The following is a 20,080-nucleotide window of genomic DNA, read 5'->3' on the forward strand; positions in this document are numbered from 1 at the left end:
CAAGCCCCTGCAATCGTTCATGATCAGTGAGGGAATCGGTCGCCGATCTGCGCGGTGGCATACCAGCGCATCACCGCTTCGGTGCCTTCGCCGCCTTCCTGCGGCGCCCAGTGCATGCAGTCTTCTTCCGTCAGCGCCTGATAAGGGCCCTGTTTCACCTCGAACACCACGCCGCCCGGATCGACCGACAGCACCGCATGCCAGGTAAATGCCGGCATCTCCAGCACTTTGGTTTCTTCGCCGAGCAGGGTGCGCTGCGTCACCATGCCGTCATCGTTGAATTGCAGCACCACAAAGCGGCCGCGCAGCGGCGTCAGCAGCTCCCAGGTCTGCGGGTGGCGGTGCGGGCGGATGTAGGTGCCGGGCTCCATGGCGATCGCCAGGCGTTGTACCGGGTCGCTTAACTCGTCGTGCAGGGTGCGGTGCGCGCGCAGGCGGGCGACGTTGGCGGCCTGTTCGCTCATCGCGCTCAGTTCATGGGCGGTAATCTGTTTCATCGGTAAAGTCCGCATGTTTATTGTCCCTTGGGGTGGCGTAAGCTTAGCAATATTCGCCGCCGCGGTCAGAGATCGCCGCGACTTTTTCTGTCTTCTCGCCCGCGGATTACGCGCATTTTTCACCATTTGTCATGGTGATGAATTGTTGCGCAATTATCCTGTCTAACGTGTTGACAGACTTTTTCGTCTCGGCGTAACATGCGCGCACTATTATCAATGAGGACATACGCCTTGGACACACCCAGTAGATGCTGGCTCACTGACCTGCGCCGCAGGTACAACTTCTAAGGCTATCCCATTCTGCTGATAGCCTTCGTGGTTGTCGGCGACTCCGCAAAGTGTCGCTATGAGTCAGATCTCTTCATGGTCTGAAACAAGCCGGTGATACGCACCCCCTCTGTTTCTGTGCTTCAACGCGTTGTCTGCACCCGTCACCATTAGGGAGTTTTGGCACATGCTAAGCGCTTTTAAATTAGATAACAGCCGCTTGTCCCGTCTGGAGCTGGATGACTCAGATGATCTCACCACGTCGCTGTGGGTCGACCTGGTTGAGCCGGAAGAAGGCGAGCGCGAGCGCGTGCAAAACGAGCTGGGCCAAAGCCTGGCGACGCGTCCGGAACTGGACGACATCGAAGCCTCCGCCCGCTTCTTCGAAGACGAAGACGGCCTGCATATTCACTCCTTCTTCTACTTTGAAGATGCGGAAGATCACGCCGGCAACTCGACGGTGGCATTCACCATCCGCGACGGCCGGCTGTATACCCTGCGCGAACGCGAACTGCCGGCCTTCCGGCTGTACCGCATGCGCGCCCGCAACCTGACCATGGTCGACGGCAACGCCTACGAGCTGTTGCTGGACCTGTTCGAGACCAAAATCGAACAGCTGGCCGACGAGATCGAAAACATCTACAGCGATCTGGAAAAGCTCAGCCGGGTGATCATGGAAGGGCACCAGGGCGACGAATACGACGAAGCGCTGTCGACGCTGGCGGAGCTGGAGGATATCGGCTGGAAGGTGCGCCTGTGCCTGATGGATACCCAGCGCGCGCTGAACTTCCTGGTGCGCAAGGCGCGCCTGCCGACCGGCCAGCTGGAGCAGGCGCGCGAAGTGCTGCGCGACATCGAATCCCTGCTGCCGCACAACGAATCGCTGTTCCAGAAGGTGAACTTCCTGATGCAGGCGGCGATGGGCTTTATCAACATCGAACAGAACCGCATCATCAAGATCTTCTCGGTGGTGTCGGTGGTGTTCCTGCCGCCGACGCTGGTGGCGTCCAGCTACGGGATGAACTTTGAGTTTATGCCGGAGCTGAAGTGGTCGTTCGGCTACCCGGGCGCCATCAGCCTGATGATCCTGGCGGGGCTGGCGCCCTATCTGTACTTCAAACGCAAGAACTGGCTTTAAACGAAACGCGCTTTGCCAACTTAGAGGTAGAATAGCCCCTCGGCTCATTCTGTTGGTAAGGCGCGCGTGTTGATGGAGAGGTTGCCCCGTTTGATTCAATGGTCGATTCTGTTGCTGGCTTCGCTGGCGCTGGGATTTGGCCTGCAGAGCTTCCATATACCGGCGGCGCTGCTGCTGGGGCCGATGATCGTCGGCGTCGCCATGGGGCTGCTGGGCGCCACGGTGCGCATTGCCAAACCGCTGTTTATCGCCGCACAGGCGGTGCTGGGCTGCATGATAGCCCAAAGCCTTTCCCCCTCGATTCTCACCCCGTTGCTCGACGACTGGCCGCTGGTGCTGCTGGTGCTGGCTGCCACGCTGTTGGCCAGCGGCATTTCCGGCTGGTGCCTGGTGCGCTTCAGCCGATTGCCCGGCCCGACCGGCGCCTGGGGTTCTTCGCCCGGCGGCGCTTCCGCCATGGTGGCGATGGCCGGCGACTTCGGCGCCGACGTGCGGCTGGTGGCGTTCATGCAGTATCTGCGGGTGCTGTTTGTCGCCACCGCCGCCGCCGTGGTGGCGCGGATCGGCCTGGGGGATGAAGCCGGCCAGGGCAGCGCGGCGCTGCAGTGGTTTCCGCCGCTGGACTGGCGCTTTCTCGCCACCCTCGGCGTCGCCGCCGCCGGCGCCTGGCTCGGGCCGCGGCTGCGCATCCCCTCCGGCGCGCTGCTGCTGCCGATGATCCTCGGCGCGGCGCTGCATTCGAGCGGCGCCATGGCGCTGCAGGTGCCGGAATGGCTGCTGGCGCTGGCTTACACCCTGATCGGCTGGAGCGTGGGGCTGCGTTTCACCCGGCCAATCTTCCTGCTGGCGTTGCGCACCTTGCCGCAGATGCTGGTGTCCATCGTGGCGCTGATGGCGTTCTGCGGGCTGCTGGCGTGGATGCTGACCCATTTCCTGCCGGTGGATATGATGACCGCCTACCTGGCGACCAGCCCGGGCGGGCTGGATACCGTGGCGATCATCGCGGCGGGCAGCCGGGTGGACATGTCGTTCGTGATGGCGATGCAGACGCTGCGGCTGTTCACCATCCTGCTGACCGGCCCGGCGATGGCGCGGTTTATTTCCAACCGCGCCTCGCCGGCGTCAACGTAGCTTGCGCTGGGTGTAGAGCGCGTCGAGGGTAAACAGCACCAGCGCCGCCCAGATAAAGCCGAAGGTCACCAGCTTGTCCTGGCCGACGGTTTCGCCGTAGAAGGTGACCGCCAACAGGAACATCAGCGTCGGGCCGAGGTACTGGAAAAAGCCGAGCGTCGACAGGCGCAGGCGAGTGGCCGCGGCGGTGAAGAACAGCAGCGGCACGGTAGTGACGACGCCGGCGGCAATCAGCAGCAGGTTCAGCGACCAGGGATTGGCGCTCAGGTGGCTGGTCGGGCTGTCGGCGATCAGGAACAGATAAGCCGCCGCGACCGGCAGCAGCCACAGGGTCTCGATCAGCATGCCGGTCTGGGCGTCGATGGCGATCTTTTTACGCAGCAGGCCGTAGAAGGCGAAGCTGAACGCCAGCCCCAGGCCGATAATCGGCAGCGAACCGAACTGCCACAGCTGGATCAGCACGCCGGCGAACGCCAGCGCCACCGCCAGCCACTGCATGCGGCGAAAACGTTCGCCCAGGAACAGCATCCCCAACAGCACGTTAACCAGCGGGTTGATGAAATAACCCAGGCTGGCCTCCAGCATATGGTGATTATTCACCGCCCAGATAAACAGCAGCCAGTTGCCGCCCACCAGCAGCGCGGTGACCGCCAGCAGCAGCAGCCGTTTGCGGTTCTGGCAGGCGGCGCGCACCTGCGGCCAGTTGCGGCCCAGCGAAATCAGCGCCAGCATGAAGAAGAATGACCAAATCACCCGGTGGGTGAGGATTTCATCCGCAGGCACCTGCTGGATCAGTTTGAAATAGGCCGGGGCGATGCCCCAAATGAAATAGGCCGCCAGGGCAAAGAAAATGCCCTGCCGCGTTTGTTGTGCGTCCATGACGTTACTCTGATGGGGAAATAGAAGATGCGGTGAGTGTACTTAAGACGCTCACCGCGCACAATCACCCGACCAGATAGGCGGCGGTGGCGCTGGCGAGGTGCAGGCCGTCGTGATTATGCAGCTCGGCGCGCGCCACCGCGACCTTATTGCCGCTGCGCAGCACGCTGGCGGAGGCGACGAAATGCTCGCCGCGGCCGGGGCGCAGGTAGTCGACGCGCAGATCGATGGTGCCCATGCGCGACAGGCGCGAAGCGATTTCCTCTTCGAGAAGCGGCTCCAGACGCATCAGCACGCTGCCGGCGCACGCCAGGCCGGCGGCGACGTCCAGCACCGAGGCGATCACCCCGCCGTGCAGGATTTGTTGCGCGGCGTTGCCCACCAGCTTCTGCTGATTGGTGAAGCTCAGCTCGACGTAGTCGTCGTCAAAGCGACGCAGCTCCAGCCCCAGTTCGCGGTTAAACGGCATGTGATAAACAAAGATTTCGCCAATCTTTTGGCGGGCGACTGCAAGAGTCAGCGGTGCGGTAGACATAGTTTTCGTTCTTCTTCTTGAGGGTAACGTACTGGTCAGTCCAGGTTAATGAGTTGTTGATTTTATGCTTAACCTTTGTTGCTTTCCAGACTATTCCAATAAAAGCGCTGCGCGCTGCTGTAAACCGGGCTTTGTGTGTAAAATGGCCTGTTTTTATTTCGGGGTTAGTCTTTTTTGGAGTGAGGAAAGGTTATGCGCATTTTGTCAGGGCTCGTTTCTGCCACGCTGCTGATGCCGGCGCTGGCGCTGGCTGAAGAGGCCAAAGAGCAGCACATTCATGATAATCCGGCGGTGCGCGGCAGCATTATCGCCAACATGCTGCAGGATCACGACAATCCGTTCACGCTGTATCCCTATGAAACCAACTATGTGCTGTATACCGATACCAGCGATCTCAATAAAGAGGCCATCAGCAGCTACAACTGGGCGGACAAGGCGCGCAAGGACGAGGTGAAGTTCCAGCTCAGCCTGGCGTTCCCGCTGTGGCGCGGCATCGTTGGCGACAACTCGGTGCTCGGCGCGTCTTATACTCAGCGCTCCTGGTGGCAGCTGTCCAACCATGGCGAATCGTCGCCGTTTCGCGAAACCAACTACGAGCCGCAGGTGTTCCTGGGCTGGGCGACCGATTACCGCTTCGCCGGCTGGACGCTGCGCGATGTCGAAGTCGGCCTTAATCACCAGTCCAACGGCCGCTCGGAGCCGACGTCGCGCAGCTGGAATCGCGGCTACGCGCGCTTTATGGCGCAAAACGGCAACTGGCAGGTGGATCTGAAACCCTGGTTCCGCTTCTCGGAAAGCGCCAGCAGCGACGATAATCCGGACATCACCAAGTACATGGGCTATTACCGGCTGAAGGTCGGCTATGCCTGGGGCGACAGCGTGTTCAGCGTCGACGGCCATTACAACTGGAACAGCGGCTTCGGCGGCGCCGAGTTGGGCTGGAGTTATCCGATCACCAAACACGTGCGCTTCTACACCCAGGTGTTCAGCGGCTACGGTGAATCGTTGATCGATTACAACTTCCGGCAGACACGGGTGGGTGTTGGTGTCATGCTTAACGATATTATGTAATCATATCCCGGCTATGTGCAGCGGCGGCCGTGCCGGTCGCCGCTTCGTGGGTTTGTGCCAATAAAAAATGGGGAAGTGTGTGTCAACCGCAGCAGTGATAAACCGAGAGTTGCTGGCAGAGCAGGTATTACGCGATACCTTCGGCTACCAGCAGTTCCGTCCGGGCCAACAAACGATTATCAACGCAGCGATCGGCGGGCAGGATTGCCTGGTGGTGATGCCGACCGGCGGCGGTAAATCGTTGTGCTATCAAATCCCGGCGCTGGTGATGGATGGCCTGACCCTGGTGGTTTCCCCCTTGATCTCGCTGATGAAGGATCAGGTCGATCAGCTGCTGGCCTACGGCGTTTCCGCCGCCTGCTACAACTCGACGCAGAGCCGCGAGCAGCAGCTGGAAGTGATGGCGGGCTGCCGCAGCGGCCAGATCAAGATGCTGTACATCGCCCCGGAACGGCTGATGATGGACAGCTTCCTCGACCTGCTCGACCACTGTCCGCCGGCGATGCTGGCGGTGGATGAGGCGCACTGCATTTCGCAATGGGGCCACGATTTCCGGCCGGAATACCGCGCCCTGGGCCAGCTGAAGCAGCGTTTCCCTCGCATGCCGGTGATCGCCCTGACCGCCACCGCCGACGAATCCACCCGCGGCGACATCGTGCGCCTGCTGGCGCTGCAGGATCCGCTGGTGCAGGTCAGCAGCTTCGACCGGCCGAACATCCGCTATACCCTGGTGGAAAAATTCAAACCGCTCGACCAGCTGTGGCGCTTCGTGCAGGACCAGCGCGGCAAGAGCGGCATTATTTACTGCAACAGCCGCGCCAAGGTGGAAGATACCGCGGCGCGTCTGCAAAGCCGCGGGCTGAGCGTAGGCGCCTATCACGCCGGGTTGGATAACGACCGGCGCGCGCAGGTGCAGGAAGCGTTCCAGCGCGACGATCTGCAGGTGGTGGTGGCTACCGTCGCCTTCGGCATGGGCATCAACAAACCCAACGTGCGGTTTGTGGTGCACTTCGACATCCCGCGCAATATCGAGTCCTACTATCAGGAAACCGGCCGCGCCGGGCGCGACGGCCTGCCGGCCGAAGCCATACTGCTGTACGACCCGGCCGATATGGCCTGGTTGCGCCGTTGCCTGGAGGAGAAGCCCGCCGGGCAGCAGCTGGATATCGAACGCCACAAGCTGAACGCCATGGGCGCCTTCGCCGAGGCGCAAACCTGCCGCCGGCTGGTGCTGCTCAACTATTTCGGCGAGGGCAAGCACGAGAACTGCGGCAACTGCGACATCTGTCTGGATCCGCCCAAGCGTTATGACGGGCTGGAGGACGCGCGCAAGGCGCTGTCCTGCGTGTACCGCGTCGGGCAGCGTTTCGGCCTGGGTTATATCGTCGAGGTGCTGCGCGGCTCCAATAACCAGCGCATCCGCGAATACGGCCACGACAAGCTGCCGGTGTACGGCATCGGCCGCGATCAGACCACCGAATTCTGGACCAGCGTGCTGCGCCAGCTGATCCACCTGGGCTTTATCACCCAGAATATCGCCATGCACTCGGCGCTGCAGCTGACCGAGGCGGCGCGGCCGGTATTGCGCGGCGAAGTGGCGCTGCAGCTGGCGGTGCCGCGTATCCAGAGCCTGAAGCCGCGCAGCGGCGCCAACCAGAAATCCTACGGCGGCAATTACGATCGCAAGCTGTTCGCCAAGCTGCGCAAGCTGCGTAAATCGATCGCCGACGAAGAAAACATTCCGCCATACGTGGTGTTCAACGACGCCACGCTGCTGGAAATGGCCGAACAGATGCCGATCAAGGCCGGCGATCTGCTGAGCGTCAACGGCGTCGGCCAGCGCAAACTGGAGCGTTTCGGCGCGCCCTTTATGGCGATGATCCGCGACCACCTGGACAATGATGAAGACTAAGGGCAATAAATCATGCTGATGCTGTTTTTGACCGTGGCGCTGGTGCACCTGATTGCGCTGATGAGCCCGGGGCCGGACTTCTTTTTTGTGTCGCAAACCGCCGCCAGCCGTTCGCGCCGCGAGGCGATGATGGGGGTGATCGGCATTTCGCTCGGCATCGTGGTATGGGCCGGCGTGGCGCTGATGGGGCTGCACCTGATCCTGCAGAAGATGGCCTGGCTGCACCAGGTGATCATGGTCGGCGGCGGGATTTACCTGTGCTGGATGGGCTGGCAGCTGCTGCGCTCGGCGCGGGCGCAGCATGCTCGGCCGGCGCCGGAGGCGGAAGCGAAGGTCGCCTTGCCGCAGGCCGGCCGCAGCTTTATCCGCGGTTTCTTGACCAACCTCTCCAACCCTAAAGCGGTGATTTACTTCGGCAGCGTGTTCTCGCTGTTCGTCGGCGACGACGTCGGCGCCGGCGCGCGCTGGGGGTTGTTCCTGCTGATCGTCGCCGAGACCTTCGTCTGGTTCAGCCTGGTGGCGATGGTCTTCGCCTTGCCGGCGATGCGCCGCGGCTACCGGCGGTTGGCGAAATGGATCGACGGGCTGGCGGGGGTGCTGTTCACCGGGTTCGGTTTGCACCTGATCTTTACCCGTTAGGCTATTTTGGTTGCCCGGGCGCACACGGGCAGCCAAAACCAAATTCTCAGGCCCTTCTGGCCGTCGCCAACAGCCCCGCCACCAGAATAAACAGCGAACCGAAGATGCGGTTCAGCAACCGCATTTGGCGCGGGGTCTTCAGCCAGCCGGCAATGCGCGTGGCCAGCGTGGCGTAACCGATCATCACCAGGATATCCACCGCCACCGTGGTGGCGCCGAGCACCAGATACTGCTCGGCCTGCGGCTGATTGGGCAGGATGAACTGCGGGAACAGCGCGGCCAGGAACACGATGCTTTTCGGGTTGGTCAGGTTGACCAACACCGCGCGGCGGAACAAACGGCGGCGCGGCATGCTGCCCGCCAGCGCGTGCAGATCCAGCGCCCCGGCGGCGCGCCACTGCTGGATGCCGAGCCACACCAGATAGGCGGCGCCCAGCCACTTCAGCAGTTCGAACGCCAGCAGCGATTGGGAAACCAGCGCGCCGAGGCCAATGCCGACCAGCACGATATGCAGGCTCAGCCCGAGCTGCAGGCCGGCTATCGACGCCGCCGCGCCGCGATAGCCGTGGCTGATGCCGGTGCTCATGGTGTTGATGGCGCCTGAGCCGGGGGACAGGCTGAGAATGAGGGTTGTCAGCAGATAGGTTAACCACCAGTCCAAGGTCATCGCACAGCTCCCTGAAAGCGTCGTTTTGTGCCACAATGCGCCGTTATGGCGCCATTTTTGTCAGAATTGAATCACCATACGCTAGTATTATTTCTTGTGCCAGCGGTCACATTTTGCCGCCGGCCACTCAGGGAAAAGGCTCTCGATGACCTCGTTCACTCTCAGCACCGATGACTGGTTAACGCGTGAAACGCAGTTCGCTGCCTTCGCCACCGGGCCGCTGCTGGCTTTTTGGCGGCAGCGCGAAGAGGGCGAGTTCAGCGGGGTGGACGGCGTGCCGATCCGCTTCGTGCGTTTCACTTCGACGCGCCACCGGCGGGTGGTGGTGATCAGCCCCGGCCGCATCGAAAGCTACGTGAAATACCCCGAGGTGGCCTACGATCTGTTCCATTGCGGCTACGACGTGATGATCGTCGATCACCGCGGCCAGGGGCGCTCGGGCCGTTTACTGGCAGATACGCACCGCGGTCATGTGGTAAACTTTGCCGACTACGTTGACGATTTCGAGCAGTTCTATCAGCGCGAAGTGGCGCCGCGCGGCTATCGGCAGCGTTATGCGCTGGCGCATTCGATGGGCGGCGCGATCCTGGCGCAGTTCCTGCTGCGGCAGCCGCAGGCGTTCGACGCGGCGGCGTTTTGCGCGCCGATGTTCGGCATCTATTTGCCGATGCCGGGCTGGATGGCCAAGCGCATTCTGGATTGGGCGGAGAAACGCCCGTTGATGCGAGATTACTATGCGGTGGGAACCGGCCAGTGGCGGCCGCTGCCCTACGTGGTCAACATACTGACCCACAGCCGCGAGCGCTATCGCCGCTGTCTGCGTTATTACGCCGATTACCCCGAGCTGCAGGTGGGCGGGCCGACCTACCACTGGGTGCGGGAAAGCATTCGGGCCGGGCGGGAGATCGTCGCTCAGGCCGCCGACATCAACACGCCGCTGTTATTATTGCAGGCCGGTGAGGAACGGGTGGTCGACAACCGTTCGCATCAGGCTTTTTGTCAGGCACTGTCAGACGCGGGGCATCCCTGTGAAGGGGGAAAACCGCGGGTTATCGAAGGCGCACGCCATGAGATCCTGTTCGAGCGGGACGCGATGCGCGCCGAAGCACTGAACGCAATCCTGCGCTTCTTTGCTCAACACTTAGGTGGTAACCCTACCGCCGACAACTCCATCAGAGGTTAGAACATAACGCTATGTATCACGTCGTCGCTTCCGATTTAGATGGCACGCTGCTGTCTCCCGACCACACTCTGTCGCCGTACGCCAAAGCAACGTTGAAGCTGCTGACCCAGCGCGACGTGCACTTCGTTTTCGCCACCGGCCGCCACCATATCGACGTTTCGCAGATCCGCGACAACCTGGAGATCAGCGCCTTCATGATCACCTCCAACGGCGCCCGGGTGCACAACACCGCCGGCGAGCTGATCTTCAGCCACAACCTCGACGCGGACATCGCCCGCGACCTGTACGGCATGATGCACGACGATGCGGACATCACCACCAACGTCTACCGCAACGACGACTGGTTCATCAACCGTGAAAGCCCCGAGCAGAAAGAGTTTTTCCAGGAATCCGTCTTCCAGTACCGGCTGTTCGAGCCGGGCCTGCTGGAAACCGACGGCGTCTGCAAGGTGTACTTCACCTGCGACGACCACGAAAAGCTGCTGCCGCTGGAAGACGCCATCAACGCGCGCTGGGGCGACCGGGTCAACGTCAGCTTCTCGTTCCCGACCTGTCTGGAAGTGATGGCCGGCGGGGTGTCGAAGGGGCATGCGCTGGAAGAAGTGGCCAAGATCATCGGCTATACGCTGAAAGAGTGCATCGCCTTCGGCGACGGCATGAACGATCTGGAAATGCTGTCGATGGCCGGCAAGGGCTGCATCATGCGCGACGCCCACCAGCGCCTGAAGGACAAGCTGCCGAACCTGGAAGTGATCGGCTCCAACGTCGACGACGCGGTGCCGCACTACCTGCGCAAGATGTTCCTGGGTTGATTTGAATAGGGCGCCTTTGGCGCCCTGCATTAATGTAGTACATGAAGCTTTACCAGCAGACAAAACCGCCATCGACGACCAGATCAACACCGGTACAGAACGACGCGGCATCACTGGCGAGGAAGAGTGCCGGGCCAGCCATCTCTTCCACTTTTGCCATTCGCTGAATCGGCGTCTGGTTTTCAAATTCACGGGTCTGATGGACCATCTCAGGGCGTGTGTTCATAGGCGTGGCGGTGTATCCCGGGCTGATGGAATTGACGCGGATCCCTTTGCTGACCCACTCCATTGCAAGGCTTTTGGATAGGTGAATAACACCCGCTTTGGAGCAGTTATAATGCGCCTGCTCGAGACCGCGATTAACAATAAGGCCGGACATGGAGGCGATATTAATAATCGAGCCTCCACCTGACTCCTGCATCAGTTCGGCTTCCGCTTTACAGGAGTTCCACACGCCAGTGAGGTTAATATCGATAACCCGCTGCCATTGTTCAGTTTCCATCTCAAGCGCCGGATTGGCATTGGCAATGCCGGCTGCGTTAACGGCGATATCGAGTCGACCGAAGCGGCTTTTGGCCAAGGCGACGCCAGCACGCAGATCGCTGAGCTGACGCACATCCCCGGTATAAAAGCAGGCCTGCCCGCCAATCGCCTCGATATTTTTAACGGTTTCAGTAAGGCCACCGTCTTCGCGTAGATCAAAGCAGACTACCCGAGCCCCTGCGCTGGCGAGCCCGTAAGCAATCATCTGACCGATGCCGCTGCCTGCACCGGTCACAAAGGCCACGCGGTCCTGCAGGTTAAATAGCCGCTGAGCAAAATGTTTTGTGATCATAACCATCACTCTCTGAATTAGTATCCCGTGGCACAGTGCGCTGTAAACCGACGGGAAGGGATGCCCCGATTACGTTAACGCCATCCGGGTTACGATTCTGATTTTGTCGTCCCTGACGGGCATTACGACATAATCAGGCCACCGTCGATGTTGATGGTTTGCCCGGTAAGATAGCGTGCATCGTCTGAAGCGAGAAAGGCCACCAACCCGGCGACATCCTCTGGTTTACCGGCGCGCTTCATCGGAATGCCTTCGACCCATTCAGCCATCAGTTCACCTTTGCCATAGCGTTTTTGTTCGGTGCTCAGGGCTTCACCCCACACACGATCGTTGTAATCCCACATATCGCTTTCGATAATGCCTGGGCAGAAGGCGTTGACGGTGATATTCCACGGCGCCAGTTCGTGGGCCAGGCTTTGCGTAATACCGATCACGCCCATTTTGCTGGCAGCGTAATGCGGGGTGTAGATAAAGCCCTGACGACCCTGACCTGACGACGTATTAATCAGGCTACCGTGATTTTGCTTCACCATGTATTTGGCAGCTTCACGACAGCAGAGCCAGACGCCGGTGGTGTTAACCGCCAACACTTTCTCAAAGTCGGCTTTCGGCATGCGATCGTAATAATCGATGGTGATGACGCCCGCGTTCTGGATCGAGACATCGATAGTGCCGAAACGGGTTGCGGCTTGTTCGTACAGCGATTGCACCTGCGCTTCATCAGTGACATCCACCTGCAATGACAGGATCTCGGTCTGGTGACTCCGGGACAAGGTTTCTGCCGTTTCGTGAACGCGCTCGGCGTTGGAGACCATCACCAGATTGGCACCATCGCGAGCAAAGCGCTCAGCAATACCCGCACCGATCCCGCGGCATGCACCGGTGATAACGACCGTTTTGTTATGGAAATTTCTTTGCATGTTTTTTCCCTTTTATATGCCGGACGCAAACGCGTGCGGCGGGGTAATGAAAGCCTATTAACTGGCAACCTGAGCTGCGGCATGTTTTTCCTCATGGCGACGCATCAGGATGACTTTGTTCTGTAATTTCTGTTGGAATTGGTCGACGACGACGGCGGTGACAATGACCACGCCCTTAATGACCATTTGCCAGAAGTCGCTGACACCCATCATCACCATGCCGTCAGCAAGGAAGACGATGACGAAAGCCCCAATAATTGAACCCGTCACCCGCCCACGCCCACCCGCCAGCGCGGTTCCGCCCAGCACGGTGGCTCCGATGGCGTCCATTTCGAACATATTGCCGGTCATTGGGTGGGCCGTTTGCAGCTGTGAAGCGACGATCAGGCCAACAAATGCGGAGCACAGGCCAGAGAAGGCGTAAACGAATACTTTTGCTTTAACGATGGGGACGCCTGCCAGGCGAGCAGCGGATTCGTTACCACCAATAGCGTAGATATAGCGACCAAGTGGTGTTTTTGTCGTCAGCCAGTAGCCCAGCAGCAGGAACCCGATCATCAGCCAGATAGGCAGATAAATACCCATCAGCGTACCGGAACCCAGCGTGGCGAAACCGGTATTGCCCAGGGCTTCTATACCGTTGAGGTTGGGATAGGTGCTGCCGTCATTGAACAGCAAGGCAGAACCCCTGGCGACATACATCATGCCCAGCGTGCAGATAAAGGGTGCCACGCCGAAACGGGTGATCACGGCACCGTTGATAAAGCCGACGACGATGCCGAAGATGGCCACGCACAGAATAACTTCAGGGACGTTGAAGAAGATGACGTTGCCGTTCCATAAGGGCAGACCGTTGGTCAATAATGCCCCTGCGACCATTCCGCAGATCCCGGCGACGGCACCGACAGAAAGGTCAATCCCGCCAGTCAGGATAACCAGCGTCATGCCGATGGCCAGCAGGCCGGTGATGGCCACGTGCTGAGTCATAATCAGCAGGTTAGATGTGGTCAGGAAATTCGGTACCATCACGCTGAAGAACGCGATAACCAGCAGCAGAGCGATGAAAGTTCTGGCCTTCAACAGGTACATATAAATCATATATTTCTGGTTCATGATGGATTCCAGCCTGATTAATCTTGAGGTGTTGAAGCCGCGATTAATTTTTCGCGGGTAACCGCATGACGCGGTAAATCGGCGGTAATACGGCCATCGGCCATCACCAAAATTCGATCCGCCAGCGCCATGACTTCATCGAGTTCCGATGAAGAGAACATCACTGCCAGACCCTGTTGGGCCATTTTGCCAATCAGGTGATAAACGTCAGTTTTGGCGCCGACGTCGATGCCGCGAGTGGGTTCATCGAGAAAAACAACCTTTGGTTGTGTCATCAGGGCTTTGCCTAACACCACTTTTTGTTGATTGCCACCGCTTAAGGACGTAATCGGCAGTTCAGGGTCGCTGACTTTGATAGCGAGCTCGCGAATCATCTCTTTGACGCTGGCGTGTTCTTTTTGCGTGTTCAGCCATTTCCAAGCCTGGCGAAAACCTTTCAGGCTAAAATCCGATAAGGTCATATTCGATTGAATCGACATAATCTGCACCACGCCTTCGCCCTGTCGGTCTTCGGGAACTAACGCCAGGCCTTTTTTAAGGCGGGTTTGAAACTGGGCTTTGCCAATATTCTCGCCACCAAGATGGACGCTGCCATTCTGGCAGGGCATCAGGCCTATCAGGCCTTTAAACAGCTCCGTGCGCCCGGCACCCAGCAGGCCGTAAATACCAATCACTTCCCCTTTACTCAGCGTGAAGCTCACATTGTTGAGCCTATATCCGCCGCTGTGGTGCAGCGCCGTCAAACCTTCAACGGCCAGTACCGCTTCGCCCTTTTGCGCGGGCTGATAGTCGAAATGTTTTTTCTTATCGCCAACCATTTGTTCGATAATCCAGGGAATGCTGGTATCACTGACATTGCGTTCACTGATAAAGCGCCCATCGCGGAAAATGGTAATGTGGTCGCCAATTTCCATTAGCTCTTCCAGACGATGGGAAATATAAATAATGGTGATGCCGCGACGTTTAAGTTGCTCAATAACGTTAAACAAAATTTTGACTTCCGACTGGCTCAGTGCAGAAGTAGGTTCATCCATGATTAATACGCGAGTATCCTTTGAAAGCGCACGTGCAATTTCGACCAGCTGCTGGTGGCCGATACCTAACTCGCCAAGCTGAGTATAGGGATCGACATTGAGCTCGAGTCTTTCCAATAGTTTTTTTGCTAACTCATATTGATATTTTTCGTTGATCTTCCCTTTCTGAAAGAATTCGTTAGCCATAAATATGTTATCCATGATGTTCATGTTCGGGAATAAATTCAATTCCTGAAAAATGATGCTTATCCCCTTCTTTTCGGCCTGGTGAGTCGAACTGAGGATAACCGGGGTGCCATCAAGAATAATTTGACCGGAGGACGGTGTTTCAACGCCAGCAAGCATTTTCATCATGGTGGATTTACCCGCACCATTCTCTCCGATCAGAACGTTTACTTTATTTCGATAGACCCGATAGTTCACGTTATCCAAGGCCACGACTCCTGGATAGATGCGCGACAACTCACGGGTTTCGATAATAACTTCAGATTCGACTGGTTGGGGAGTGACGAGTTCTTGCTGTTGCATGTTATTTCCCTCCCAAACTGACAATTTTCGCTGGCGTAATATCAGGAATGGCTTGCGGAATATCCCAAGCCGAGAATACGCCATACACTTGCGTAACTTCGCCCGTTTTAATTTGTGCCGCTTGAATCATTTTTACCGCATGCTCGTTAATGGCCTGGCCATATTCGCCAAACAGAACCTGGTCGTTAAAGTCTTGATAACTGGTACCCTGGTAGGCGTCGCGTAAGAGCGTACCGCGCAGCGTTGGGCCAATTTGCACCACAACATTGCTGCCGCCGGTATCCTGAATCGTCATTTTTCCGCTACGGGAAGCAGAGTCAATATGGGTGATATTGCCCTCAACCTTGACGTAAAAAACGCATGGACTCTCATCCTGAGCGCGGTAGCCCAATGTTTTGCATGCGCTATCAATATCTTTCGCCGCGCGGAAGGCGGCCATTAGCTCGGCAACGGAACGGGCCTGAGAAACGACCTGTGGAACCACTTTGTCTTGCCACGTCTGATCGATATTCGCCATATGCGGATTGGGCGGGGATTTAAGATCGGCCAGCTCTTGCTCAGAGACAATGCGACAGCCTCCAAGCGCAAGAACGGCCAGTGCCAGCCAGGTTTTTTTATACATAAACTCTCCTATACGCCCCCGAAGAGGCGCAACAACCCGAACTCAGGATTTGATATTGAAGTCCTGAACTTTGTCTGCATTGTCTTTGGTGATCAGAATGCCGCGGAACATAACGCGTTGTTTCGCTGGTTTTTCACCTTTTTGCAGGTAGTTATCGAGGTCGGTAACACCCTGAGCGGCAATAGCCTGAGCCTGGAGCATCACTGTGGCCTGCAGGGTTCCGGCTTTAACGGCATCGCGTTCATCGTTGCTGCCATCAATACCAACAACTACAACATCGGTGCGATTCGCTGCTTTCAGCGCGGCAATAACGCCCAGAGCGACAGGGCCGTTGCCGCAAATCACGCCTTTCACATCAGGATGCGCCTGCAAAATGCTGTCCATAATGCGTTTGCCGTCGATTAACGTTCCTTTGGCATCTTGTTTCGCGACGCTGATCATATCCGGATATTGGTCGATGACCTGATGGAAAGATTTAGAGCGGGTAACACAGTTTTTATCTGCCAGGTTACAGGTCAGTTCGGCATATTTTCCTTTTTCCGTCATCTTCTCAACAAATACGTTGGCAACTTCAGAACCGGCCTGAAAGTTATTATGGGTAATTTGTTCAAGAGCGATGTCATCAACGGGAATTTCCCTGTTAATCAAGATCACGGGAATGCCTGCTTTCTTCGCCTTCTCAATTGCCGCTACGCTGGCGGTTGAGTCGGCATTATCAAGAATAATCCCCTGAACTTTTTTACCGATGGCGGTATCAATCAGCTCATTCTGTTTTTTTACATCTTCACCATGTGACAGGATTGTGGTTCGGTACCCCAGTTCTTTTGCTTTATCGCTGGCGCCTTTGGCTTCAGAAGCGTAATACGGATTATCCAGCGAATTTACCATGATCATTATGGTACCTTTTTCCACGGCCTGAGCAGTAAAAGAAAAAGCGGTCAGGGCAGCGACAGTTAAAAGCGTTAAACGTAATTTCATGACAATGTTCTCTCTTGGTTGTTATTGTCGGGTACGGTGAAACAACGTATGACCTGAATATCAAGTTTATGGGCGAGGAGCTCCTTTGGTTGATGATTAAGGTTCGTCGCGCACGAAGATTCCCTGGTGGGCGTCAGGTGGACGATGCCGGTTTCCATAATGTTCTGTTCACCGCATGGCGCCACTCCTGCCATCTTTTTTGCAGGCGCTGGTGGCGGACCATGTCGGGGATAAATTCACTGTGTTCGGTTAAAAAGCCCTTCAGGTCGCTAATCGATCCTGGAGTGAGGGCTTTGCGGGCGAGCAGGGCGGCACCAATCGCCGAAAGTTCGGCAACATCGCTGCGCATCACCGGGCAACCCAGCAGGTCAGCCTGATACTGCATTAACCAGTCGTTTTTCGTCGGCCCACCGTCGACCATTAATGCCGTTAAGTGAAAATCATCCTGCTGGCGCATGGCGACAACCACATCGGCGATTTGATAGGTAATTGACTCCAGTGCCGCACGGATCAGATGCGCACGTTTGACACCTCGGCTCAGGCCGCAAATAACGCCGCGGGCGCTGTCATCCCACCAGGGAGCGCCAAGGCCGGTTAACGCGGGCACAAAATAGACGCTCAATGTAGATCCCACGGAGGCGGGCAGGGTGTTGAGTTCATGAGCCAGTTCGGCATCGGAAAGTTCGCTTAAGCCCGTGCTGTCCGCCATCCACGAAACGGCATCACCGGTATGTGGGATATTGCCCTCCAGCCCATAGGTGATGCGATCGCCATCGTGCCAGGCAATGGTGGTGGCCAGTGCGTCAATATCGCATTTTGCCGATTGCACCGGTGCCATCACCGAGGAGCCTGTCCCGTAGGTGGCTTTAACGCAGCCTAATTCCCCGAGGGCGTGACCAAACAGCGCGGCATGGGAATCCCCCACCATCGCCATCACCGGAATACCATCCGGGATCGCGTTTAGCCCGCGGGTATAACCAAATAGTCCACAGGAAGGTTTAATATCCGGCAGCGCAGCGCGAGGGATCTGGAATAGCGCCAGCATCTCGTTGTCCCATTGCCCGGTTTGCAGGTTCAGCAACTGGGTGCGTGCGGCATTAGAGTGATCGCAATAGAATGCCTTGCCCTGGGTTAAATTCCACAGCAGCCAGCTATCAATGGTGCCGAGGCAAATTTCACCGCGTTCTGCGAGCCGGTGGCCTTCAGGAACAGACCCCAGCAACCAGCGCATTTTTGAGGCAGAGAACAGGGGAGCAATTGGCAGTCCGGTGGTGGCTTTAATTTGCGCTTCTTTGTTCTCGCGACGCAGTTCATCGCAAAAAGCGGCACTGCGGGTACATTGCCAAGAGATGGCGGCGTTAATCGGTTTACCGCTCTGGCGATACCAGCCAATGGCGGTCTCGCGCTGGTTGCTGATAGCTAATGCGGCAACGTTTTCGGCGCCAACGTGTTCGACTGCTTTTGCGATAACGTCAAGGGAGGCTTCGACCAATAGCTCGCCCGACTGTTCGACCCAGCCGTCGCGCGGCGTTTGAATTGCCAGCGGTTGAGAGAATTTCACCACAATGTGGCCGCAGCTATCGAGTACGACGGCTTTGGCGTTAGTGGTGCCTTCGTCCAGTGCAATGATGAACTCTTTACGTGTTGCCTGCATTAGGTCGTCTCCTGAGTCACACTTTGTCCTGGCGCGGAGGGGGGAAGGGGAGGTGTTCCTCTTTCTCGCATTGCTGCCTGGCAGGCCATGATGTGACAATTCATTTTCACTTATTTAATCACTGAATATATATTCGATAGTGATTATTTATTTAACACCTTAGCCAGAAACTTCACGTCGGGCTACAGGAAAAGTCATCAATTGTGCTGGCAATCACACTTATCCGATCGATGAAGTTTACGGATGTTGGTGAAAAAGAGTGAAGGAGGTCGTGACTATCTGATTGAAATACATTTGTTTTTATTCCTTTACGCTCGGGGTGAAGCGTAAAGGTTTTTAGAAAGTGTTTGGCTGGGGAGAGTTAACGGGCGACAAGCAGGCGCGCGGTTGGGTAATCCGTGATTAAAACATCGATGTAACCACCCGATAGCGCGCCTTTGATAGCGGCGACCTTATCGGCGCCACCGGCAAGGGCAACCACATTAGGGCACTTTTTCACTTTCTCCAGCGCCATGCCGATAACAGGATCTTCATCATCGCGCAACACAGCCTGGCCGTTTTTATCGTAGTAGTGCAGACAAATGTCGCCGACCGCTCCGCGTTCCGCCAACACCTGAAGCATATCTTCGTGGTAGTAGTTTCCTGACGTTTTGAGCAGTTGCGAGGGTTCGAGGATGCCAATACCGACGATGGCAATATCGACTTCATCGAAGCGAGCAATCACATTGGCGACATCTTTACTGGCAACGAGACGATTCTTTTCCTCCGTCGAACCTTCAATGCTTTGGGAAGGCAGCAGCCAGGCTTCACAGTTCAGATGTTGCGCCAGGGTTTGGGTGAGTATGGTTGCCTGCACGTTACCGTTAGGCCCCACACCGCCCAGCAGTTGAATAACGCCGTTAGCCTTCAGATTCTGGGCGTGAACCTCATCAACCATGGCGCGGATTGTTGAGCTCCACGAAGAGACGCCAATCAGATCTTTCGGCCGTAAGCGAGTTTCCAGATAGTGGGCGGCGGCGGAACCGATGGCGCGCTTAATGGTGTGATCACTGGCGTCCTCTTCGGTATCCACCACGATGGCCTGTTTAATTCCGTAGCGATCTTCCAGGCCTTTTTCAAGATTCAGGAAAATATTCGATGGCTGAACAACGCTAATTTTGACCACGCCTTCCTTTTGGCAACGCGTAATCGCGCGGGAGATAAATGACTGAGAAAGCGAGAGAAGTTGAGCAATATCGGACTGCTTTCGTCCTTCAAGATAGTAGAGCGTGGCAATCTTAATCAATAGCCGTTGTTCATCCTGCCTAGCCATATATTTCCCCGAAAATCATTTACGTGCAGCCATTATGTTAGAGCCATTTATCATACGCGAAAAGAACAGACATTTAAGTGTGATGGATATCTAACTTTCGCCAATACTCCAAATCAGCTATGGACAAAAACAGAGCAGCGATTGCATAATTGAATAAAGAGTCATTAGTGAATATATATTCATTGATGCTTTCAGGTCAACTGAAAAAGTATCCAGGCGCAGATAGGCTTGGTGGTAAGGAGGCTGAATGTTCCTGAGTATGATGCAGCGGCGGAAGCCTTGCGATGCCTTTTCTGGGGATGTCTGGTTTTTTAGTCCCTGTTGGAATAAATATTCCGATTTGAAAATAAATT

The 20,080-nt window shown here is 57.0% G+C and carries 19 protein-coding genes; 7 read left to right on the top strand and 12 right to left on the bottom strand.

The window, feature by feature from the left end:
* Positions 1–23: 23 nt before the first annotated feature.
* Positions 24–497 (bottom strand): WbuC family cupin fold metalloprotein, encoded by a 474-nt coding sequence (locus tag CKW09_RS00775; protein ID WP_095095008.1) that lies wholly within the window; start codon positions 495–497, stop codon positions 24–26.
* 454 nt (positions 498–951) lie between these two features.
* Here CKW09_RS00775 and corA point away from each other — a divergent pair, with 454 nt between their 5' ends.
* On the top strand, positions 952–1,902 hold the full coding sequence (corA, locus tag CKW09_RS00780; protein ID WP_061798827.1) for a magnesium/cobalt transporter CorA: 951 nt from the start codon (positions 952–954) through the stop codon (positions 1,900–1,902).
* A gap of 72 nt (positions 1,903–1,974) precedes the next feature.
* Complete coding sequence (locus CKW09_RS00785; protein WP_061798826.1) at positions 1,975–3,033, top strand: AbrB family transcriptional regulator; 1,059 nt, start codon at positions 1,975–1,977, stop codon at positions 3,031–3,033.
* Here CKW09_RS00785 and rarD read toward each other — a convergent pair.
* A complete protein-coding gene (rarD, locus tag CKW09_RS00790; RefSeq protein WP_095095010.1) occupies positions 3,025–3,912 on the bottom strand; it encodes an EamA family transporter RarD in 888 nt (295 codons plus the stop codon). The genes CKW09_RS00785 and rarD overlap by 9 nt on opposite strands.
* 64 nt (positions 3,913–3,976) lie before the next feature.
* Entirely contained in the window at positions 3,977–4,447 is a 471-nt protein-coding gene (locus CKW09_RS00795) for a thioesterase family protein (RefSeq protein ID WP_061798822.1), read from the bottom strand.
* A 192-nt stretch (positions 4,448–4,639) separates the two neighbouring features.
* Between CKW09_RS00795 and pldA the strand changes: the two genes are divergently transcribed.
* The 3 genes from pldA to rhtC all read left to right on the top strand — a co-directional run bounded on the left by pldA (position 4,640) and on the right by rhtC (position 8,069).
* A complete protein-coding gene (gene pldA / locus CKW09_RS00800) occupies positions 4,640–5,518 on the top strand; it encodes a phospholipase A (protein WP_061798820.1) in 879 nt (292 codons plus the stop codon).
* A gap of 79 nt (positions 5,519–5,597) precedes the next feature.
* A complete protein-coding gene (recQ, locus tag CKW09_RS00805; protein ID WP_095095013.1) occupies positions 5,598–7,430 on the top strand; it encodes an ATP-dependent DNA helicase RecQ in 1,833 nt (610 codons plus the stop codon).
* A gap of 12 nt (positions 7,431–7,442) precedes the next feature.
* A complete protein-coding gene (gene rhtC, locus CKW09_RS00810; protein WP_095095016.1) occupies positions 7,443–8,069 on the top strand; it encodes a threonine export protein RhtC in 627 nt (208 codons plus the stop codon).
* A 46-nt stretch (positions 8,070–8,115) separates the two neighbouring features.
* On the opposite strand, the gene rhtB is transcribed toward rhtC, so the two are convergent.
* Entirely contained in the window at positions 8,116–8,736 is a 621-nt protein-coding gene (gene rhtB, locus CKW09_RS00815; protein ID WP_095095018.1) for a homoserine/homoserine lactone efflux protein, read from the bottom strand.
* A gap of 145 nt (positions 8,737–8,881) precedes the next feature.
* Here rhtB and pldB point away from each other — a divergent pair, with 145 nt between their 5' ends.
* The gene (gene pldB, locus CKW09_RS00820; protein WP_095095021.1) at positions 8,882–9,919 is read left to right on the top strand and encodes a lysophospholipase L2; all 1,038 of its coding nucleotides are present in this window, start codon (positions 8,882–8,884) and stop codon (positions 9,917–9,919) included.
* An 11-nt stretch (positions 9,920–9,930) separates the two neighbouring features.
* Positions 9,931–10,731 (top strand): sugar/pyridoxal phosphate phosphatase YigL, encoded by an 801-nt coding sequence (gene yigL, locus CKW09_RS00825; protein WP_095095024.1) that lies wholly within the window; start codon positions 9,931–9,933, stop codon positions 10,729–10,731.
* 49 nt (positions 10,732–10,780) lie between these two features.
* Here yigL and CKW09_RS00830 read toward each other — a convergent pair whose 3' ends face one another.
* The 8 genes from CKW09_RS00830 to CKW09_RS00865 all read right to left on the bottom strand — a co-directional run bounded on the left by CKW09_RS00830 (position 10,781) and on the right by CKW09_RS00865 (position 19,727).
* Positions 10,781–11,566 carry an SDR family oxidoreductase gene (locus CKW09_RS00830; RefSeq protein WP_095099951.1) on the bottom strand — a complete coding sequence of 262 codons (786 nt, stop codon included), beginning with the start codon at positions 11,564–11,566 and terminating at the stop codon, positions 10,781–10,783.
* A gap of 122 nt (positions 11,567–11,688) precedes the next feature.
* Positions 11,689–12,486: an SDR family oxidoreductase gene (locus CKW09_RS00835; protein ID WP_095095027.1), complete on the bottom strand. Its 798-nt coding sequence runs from the start codon at positions 12,484–12,486 to the stop codon at positions 11,689–11,691.
* 57 nt (positions 12,487–12,543) lie between these two features.
* A complete protein-coding gene (locus CKW09_RS00840) occupies positions 12,544–13,599 on the bottom strand; it encodes an ABC transporter permease (protein WP_095095029.1) in 1,056 nt (351 codons plus the stop codon).
* A gap of 17 nt (positions 13,600–13,616) precedes the next feature.
* A complete protein-coding gene (locus tag CKW09_RS00845; RefSeq protein ID WP_095095032.1) occupies positions 13,617–15,161 on the bottom strand; it encodes a sugar ABC transporter ATP-binding protein in 1,545 nt (514 codons plus the stop codon).
* A 1-nt stretch (position 15,162) separates the two neighbouring features.
* The gene (locus tag CKW09_RS00850; protein WP_095095035.1) at positions 15,163–15,783 is read right to left on the bottom strand and encodes a DUF2291 family protein; all 621 of its coding nucleotides are present in this window, start codon (positions 15,781–15,783) and stop codon (positions 15,163–15,165) included.
* 42 nt (positions 15,784–15,825) lie between these two features.
* Positions 15,826–16,761 (bottom strand): D-ribose ABC transporter substrate-binding protein, encoded by a 936-nt coding sequence (locus tag CKW09_RS00855; protein WP_095095038.1) that lies wholly within the window; start codon positions 16,759–16,761, stop codon positions 15,826–15,828.
* 133 nt (positions 16,762–16,894) lie between these two features.
* The gene (locus CKW09_RS00860) at positions 16,895–18,415 is read right to left on the bottom strand and encodes an FGGY family carbohydrate kinase (protein WP_095095042.1); all 1,521 of its coding nucleotides are present in this window, start codon (positions 18,413–18,415) and stop codon (positions 16,895–16,897) included.
* A gap of 361 nt (positions 18,416–18,776) precedes the next feature.
* Positions 18,777–19,727 carry a sugar-binding transcriptional regulator gene (locus tag CKW09_RS00865; protein ID WP_095095045.1) on the bottom strand — a complete coding sequence of 317 codons (951 nt, stop codon included), beginning with the start codon at positions 19,725–19,727 and terminating at the stop codon, positions 18,777–18,779.
* Positions 19,728–20,080: the final 353 nt, after the last annotated feature.

Origin of the sequence: Serratia ficaria (assembly GCF_900187015.1) — a bacterium.
GTDB classification, from domain to species: Bacteria; Pseudomonadota; Gammaproteobacteria; order Enterobacterales; family Enterobacteriaceae; genus Serratia; species Serratia ficaria.